Annotated in this window: 5 protein-coding genes; 3 read left to right on the forward strand and 2 right to left on the reverse strand. The window is 64.3% G+C overall.

Annotation, left to right across the window (positions count from 1 at the left end; genetic code table 11):
- The first annotated feature begins 346 nt into the window (after positions 1–346).
- Complete coding sequence (locus ACLP4W_RS01215) at positions 347–940, forward strand: hypothetical protein (protein ID WP_442383322.1); 594 nt, start codon at positions 347–349, stop codon at positions 938–940.
- An 87-nt stretch (positions 941–1027) separates the two neighbouring features.
- Here ACLP4W_RS01215 and ACLP4W_RS01220 read toward each other — a convergent pair whose 3' ends face one another.
- A complete protein-coding gene (locus ACLP4W_RS01220; protein ID WP_442383324.1) occupies positions 1028–1648 on the reverse strand; it encodes an antibiotic biosynthesis monooxygenase in 621 nt (206 codons plus the stop codon).
- Positions 1649–1780: 132 nt separating this feature from the next.
- Between ACLP4W_RS01220 and ACLP4W_RS01225 the strand changes: the two genes are divergently transcribed.
- A complete protein-coding gene (locus ACLP4W_RS01225; RefSeq protein ID WP_442383326.1) occupies positions 1781–2221 on the forward strand; it encodes a nitroreductase family deazaflavin-dependent oxidoreductase in 441 nt (146 codons plus the stop codon).
- Positions 2222–2812: 591 nt separating this feature from the next.
- Here the strand turns inward: ACLP4W_RS01225 and ACLP4W_RS01230 are convergent.
- Entirely contained in the window at positions 2813–3043 is a 231-nt protein-coding gene (locus ACLP4W_RS01230) for a hypothetical protein (RefSeq protein WP_442383328.1), read from the reverse strand.
- A 293-nt stretch (positions 3044–3336) separates the two neighbouring features.
- On the opposite strand from ACLP4W_RS01230, the gene ACLP4W_RS01235 reads away from it, so the two are divergent.
- Positions 3337–3628 (forward strand): hypothetical protein (locus ACLP4W_RS01235; RefSeq protein WP_442383330.1); only part of this gene is annotated, 292 nt, incomplete at its 3' end.

Here is a 3628-nt window from a genome sequence, read left to right on the forward strand (position 1 = left end):
TAGCGGTGAGATGTGATCTGTTGTGGCTCGCCCGAGAAGTCGAAGTGGACCTTGCGAGGCTGGATCTGTATCGGGCCGGGGTCGACCTCATGCTCGAATCGTTGCGGTCGCAGCATGACGGCCTCCTCCCAGAGGGCTCACAACCGATCTTACGTAGGGGGTTGCGGCGGGGCGCGCGGCTGACACTAAGCATTGGTTTCGTTTGCCCCGCGTCGCGGCACTAGCCGAGAGGGTTGCCACGTGTGCCCGGTTCGGGCGGGTCGGTGAGCGTCACACGCCAACGCCGCGCGGTGCGGGGCGGCTGGGAAACGACCGCGCCGAAGTCGTCACACGCCAGCGCCGCGTGGTGCCGATCGGCGCCTGGCTGGCCGACGATCTGCGCGCCTATCTCGCCAACGATCATCCTCACGGTGAGCCGGCCTCGCCGGATTATGATCCGAGCGCGCCGCTGTTTCCCGGCCGCTACGGCATGACTGAGCCCTTGTCGGAAGGGTTTTCGCGTGACGAGATTGAGCCGGTGCGGCCGATGGTTGCCGATCCGGCCGCGCGGGTGAGCCGCCGCACAGGGGAGCCGGATCGGCGGTTTGTGCGGGCTGATCCGCACGCGCTTGCGATCCGCTGCGCGCCGTCGTCGGGCTACAAATGGTCGGTGCCGGTGAATCCTGCTGGACTGGCGAAGCACTATTTCGAACCGGCGTTGGCGGCGTTGGGATTTGATCACGTGCGCTGGCACGATCTGCGGCACGCGTTCGCTGTGATGAGCTTGACGGCCGGAGAGCACTACATGGCGGTGTCGAAGATGCTCGGCCACGCCAGCTATGTGACGCTGACGGTCTACGCTGACTACATCACCGAGGGCGACGGTGGCAAGGCGGCACCATTGCGCCGTCCGGTTCCGACGTCGGTCACCAACGTCGTTCCGATGCGGCGGCAGAGTTAGTACAGAAAGCGCCTAAAGGCGCGGAGTGGATTTTAAGGCTCACTCTTCGTTGGTTGCTACACCTTTGGTCGCGGCACCTGCAGCCGGTCAGACCATCTCGGGCACACGCAGGTGTGCAACCGCCAACTCGAAGTCGCACTCGTCGAGCACCTCTGCGTGTGCTTCCTGACTGCCCGTAGCTTTGATCCTGTCCAACTGGTCCTTGTTCCGCTCCATCGCTTCGACGCTGTCGAAGGTCGCCGAGGCCACGCCACGACCGGATGCTCGGTCGACTAGCAGGCTGCCACTGCAGAAACCTTCCAGTTCCTCCAGGGCGGGCAGGATCGTCATCTTGTAGAAGTCGATGCCTCGGTCGATCTGATCCGCGCCGACCTTGACCCAGGTGGCTCGGACACAGGCGCCCTCACTCGCGCGGTGTTCGCGATGCATGGCAGCGATTTCCCATTCCTCGACCTGCCTGCTACCACCCAAAAGCTCGGCGGCCCGGTCACGAATCGGCCGAATGGACTCCTCGCTTGCGCGCATCGCCTCCTCGGACTCCCAGGAGGTGGTAACAATGCAGCGGCCGGACGTTCGGTCGACCAACAGGGACAAGCCAACGCACCCGTCGATGCCCTCGAGCGCGGGCATCACGCTGTCGCGCGTATGCGCGATACCGGCGTCAATGGACGAGGGCTGCCCCTGGATGGTGGTGCTTCGTGCATACATGATCTGCCTCCTCTGCGTGGGGCAGCGTCTCGACGGCGCCGCCGTCCCCTTCATCGTCCTCCCACAGGTAAGGCGCGGCAATGGGCGGGCGGCACTGGAGAAGGTCGACGCTACTGAGTAAGACTGGCAGCTATGAGTTTCGTGGAGGAAAAGGTGCTCCCGCAGGTGCTGCGGGTGCACGACGCGGTGTATCGGAAGACGAACGGCTGGATCGGTCACCGCACGCTGTGGATACCGAGCCTGCTACTGCATACCGTCGGCGCTAAGACTGGTAAACAACGCACGACGTCGCTGACCTACGCCCGCGACGGTGACAGGTATCTGGTCGTCGCCTCCAAGGGCGGCGCGCCCGAGGCCCCTGGCTGGTACCACAACCTCAAGGCCAAGCCCGAGGTCGAGATCAACGTCGGCCCAAGGCGTTTCGCTGTCACCGCGCGACCGGTGCTGCCCGACGATCCCGACTACCCGCGGCTATGGCAGATCGTCAACAAGAACAACCAAAACCGCTACATCGAATACCAGAAGCGGACGTCGCGACCCATCCCCGTCGTCGTCCTGACCCCGAAAGGCTAGAACAGCTCTTTCGCGAGCAGTTCCAGCGATGGGGCCGGGCCTCGGATACCTGCTGCCGAGGCGCGTGAAAGGTCGACGGTCTTGACCGGCGGTGTTCGGTCGCCATCCGGGCGATCGACAACGCGAGATCATCAGCGGATCGCTCGGCAATCCTTAGGGCATCCTCGATCTCGCCCACCACCGAATCGTCGGGCCTCAGCACGCCATTAGGTATTCCCGGGTTGTAGACGTAGGTGACCACCGTGGCGTAGGACAAAGGGCCGGCGCTGCGGGCCATGGCCAGGCCGTACCGCTGGTCGTCGCGCCATCCGCGACGACCCAGGCACCAACGGGCAACAGCCCGCGACGCAAACGCGACCGCTAACGGAGACCCGACAATGAAGTTGCCTTTTGCGGGTCCGCCGTCGGCCAGGTGCAGCAGGTCCTCGATGTCGTCGAGGGTCCCACACACTAACCAAGTGATAGCAATCCGGGTCAGCCCCATCCCCGTCAGGCTCGGCGTGACACAGACCGACGCTGACCATGCCGCAAGACAGGTGCCCCATGATGGTGTCGGTACGACCACAGTGCGCGCAGCAGCTCATCAGTCCCTCATCGACTCAATACGGCCTCGGCAGCCCAGCGCTCGGCCAGCTCGTAGGCCTGCTGTTTGGTGGCGCAGACCTGCCTGCGGTTTATCTCCCCCGAGCGCGTCTTTTGGAGCAACGTGTACTCCTTGTCACCCGAACGAATCACATACTGGTAGCCGTCCTCCATATAGCTCATGTCCCGACTGGCACCAGCCATGACCCATTTCAATGTCTTCTTCTCCTCACCGCTCATGGCACCCATCTTCCCACTCACGGCGGCGCTTACTTCAGTTCCTTGCCATCCCTCGCATTCGCAGGGAACTTCTGTGGTGATGACTCCCGCGTGAATGTCTAGGTAGCGCGCCACCAAATGCCACACACCCTCTGCTTTCGCGGCGCCGGTTGGTGACACCGAGCTGCGACTGACTTTTGAGACTCTCGTATGTCGTCTGTTTCGAGACGCTCAGGCAGTGAATGTCTCTATGTCTGCCGCTTCTTCGCCAGGCCAGGGAGTGGGCGGTTGTTCGACACGCTTAAGTTGTGGGCGTGGCAGCTCGCGCCGTCCTGGTTACCCCACTGTCGGGGCCGCTGGCCAGATTCGGGAAAGCAGGGGCGAGCGCCCTGGCTCTGTGGGCCGAGCGTTCCGGAGTAAGTCTGCAGGTGATCGACGCTTACCCCTCCGCGGCGTTCGCGATGCGGGCCGCCGAGGCTAGCCGGCCCGACGTGGTGTTCGGGCCCTACGGTTCGGGGCCGGCGCTGGCGGCCGCGGCCGCCAGCAAAGGGGTCGTCTGGAACCATGGTGGCGCCACCGCCCGGCTGGCGCGGCCGGCGTATCCGG

This window comes from Mycobacterium sp. (assembly GCF_052145595.1).
Lineage (GTDB): Bacteria > Actinomycetota > Actinomycetes > Mycobacteriales > Mycobacteriaceae > Mycobacterium.

Coding starts and splice junctions, on each gene's coding strand:
- ACLP4W_RS01220 (WP_442383324.1), bottom strand. CDS start 1,648: ATGTATGCACGAAGCACCACCATCCAGGGGCAGCCCTCGTCCATTGAC.
- ACLP4W_RS01225 (WP_442383326.1), top strand. CDS start 1,781: ATGAGTTTCGTGGAGGAAAAGGTGCTCCCGCAGGTGCTGCGGGTGCAC.
- ACLP4W_RS01230 (WP_442383328.1), bottom strand. CDS start 3,043: ATGAGCGGTGAGGAGAAGAAGACATTGAAATGGGTCATGGCTGGTGCC.